At 62.6% G+C, this 1,428-nt stretch carries 3 protein-coding genes; all 3 read left to right on the forward strand.

Going from position 1 to position 1,428, the window contains the following annotated elements:
* On the forward strand, window positions 1–802 hold an 802-nt coding region (locus KIH27_RS21940), incomplete at its 5' end, for a PPE family protein, SVP subgroup (RefSeq protein ID WP_443677228.1).
* Window positions 803–916: 114 nt separating this feature from the next.
* Window positions 917–1,216: a PE family protein gene (locus tag KIH27_RS21945; protein ID WP_214095071.1), complete on the forward strand. Its 300-nt coding sequence runs from the start codon at window positions 917–919 to the stop codon at window positions 1,214–1,216.
* Window positions 1,217–1,247: 31 nt separating this feature from the next.
* The coding region (locus tag KIH27_RS21950; protein WP_214095070.1) for a WXG100 family type VII secretion target at window positions 1,248–1,428 on the forward strand (181 nt) is incomplete at its 3' end.

The raw sequence follows: 1,428 nt of genomic DNA on the forward strand, positions 1-1,428 counted from the left end.
CACCGCCGGCAACGGGCTGGTGGACTTCCTGAACAACAACCCGTTGGAATCCGCTTTGAACAGTCCTTTTATTACAGGTGCCGAGCAGCTTTTCGGCAAACTCGACGGATTTGGAATGGGTTACGGTGGGCTAACCGGCCTTGGTGGCGCCCTTTCGATGGCCTCAACGACGCCCGCGATGGGGGCTACCGCTGCCATGCATTCGTTCATGATGATCACGTCAGGAATGCCAGAGCTGGCGTCTTCGGCGTCTAAGGGCACGCAACAATTCACCTTGGCAGGCTCGTATGCCACCGGTGCGCACCCGACGGTCGCACCCGGCACAGTGCGGGTGACTGCTGCCGACGTGTCAGCCGCGTTAGGCCGTGCAGTGCCGGTCGGTGAGTTATCGGTGCCGCCGTCTTGGGCCGGGCCGTCGCAGGGCATGCGGCTAGCCTCCGCGGCGTTGCCGGCGAGTTTGGCTGCGCTACCGGCAGCTGACAACGCGGGAGCCGGTGCTGCGGCGTTGCCGGCCAGACGCGGCTGGCTCAGCCACATCCCGCCAGTGGTCAGTGTGGTCAATGCCCCGCGGAATGCCCGGTCAAGGGTGCGGGCCAGGACCGAGCCGGCCCCGCAGGTTGCCGGCTCGGCTGGCGTGGATGCGGACGCCGAATACCGGTCGGCCCTCGTTGAGGGTGTCCAAGACGCACTGAGCGGGCGAGAACAACTGAACAGGCTCCGCCGTGCGGTGGCGGAAATGTCGCACCAACAGGAGGCCCTCGAATGCTCCGTCGCTTCGATGATCGAGGCAGGAGGAAGATGACGAATCGCTAATCATTGAATTCCGCAGTGCATCGTCCATCGCTTACGAAGCGGCAGCTGAAGGACGTACCGATCAGCACGAAATGGACCCACGACAACTGAGAAGGGAAAAATGATGTCGTTTGTAACTACGCAACCCGATCTTCTTGATGAGGCTGCAGGCCAGTTGCAGAACATTGGTTCGATACTGCACAGCGAGAACATGGCAGCAGCCATGCCGACAACCCACATAGCGCCGGCCGCCAGCGACGAAGTGTCGGCATTGGCGAGCGCGCAGTTTGCCGCCCATGCGCAGCTGTATCAGTCGATCATGGCCCAGGCCGTGGCGATCCACGAGCAGTTCGTCGCAACATTGCACACCAGCGCCGGATCGTATGCGGCGGCCGAGGCGGCCAATGCCGCCGCGGCCGGTTAATCGAAACACCACGAGAAAAGGAGACACAGCAGTGACCGCACGCTTTATGACTGATCCGGACGCGATGCGTTCGATGGCGGGGCGTTTCGACGTTCATGCGCAGACTGTTGAGGATGAGGCGCGTCGGATGTGGGCGTCGTCGACGAACATCTCCGGTTCGGGCTGGGGTGGTCTGGCGGAGAAGACCAGCTACGACACGATGGGCCAGATGC

It is taken from the genome of Mycolicibacter acidiphilus (assembly GCF_018455725.1).
GTDB classification, from domain to species: Bacteria; Actinomycetota; Actinomycetes; order Mycobacteriales; family Mycobacteriaceae; genus Mycobacterium; species Mycobacterium acidiphilum.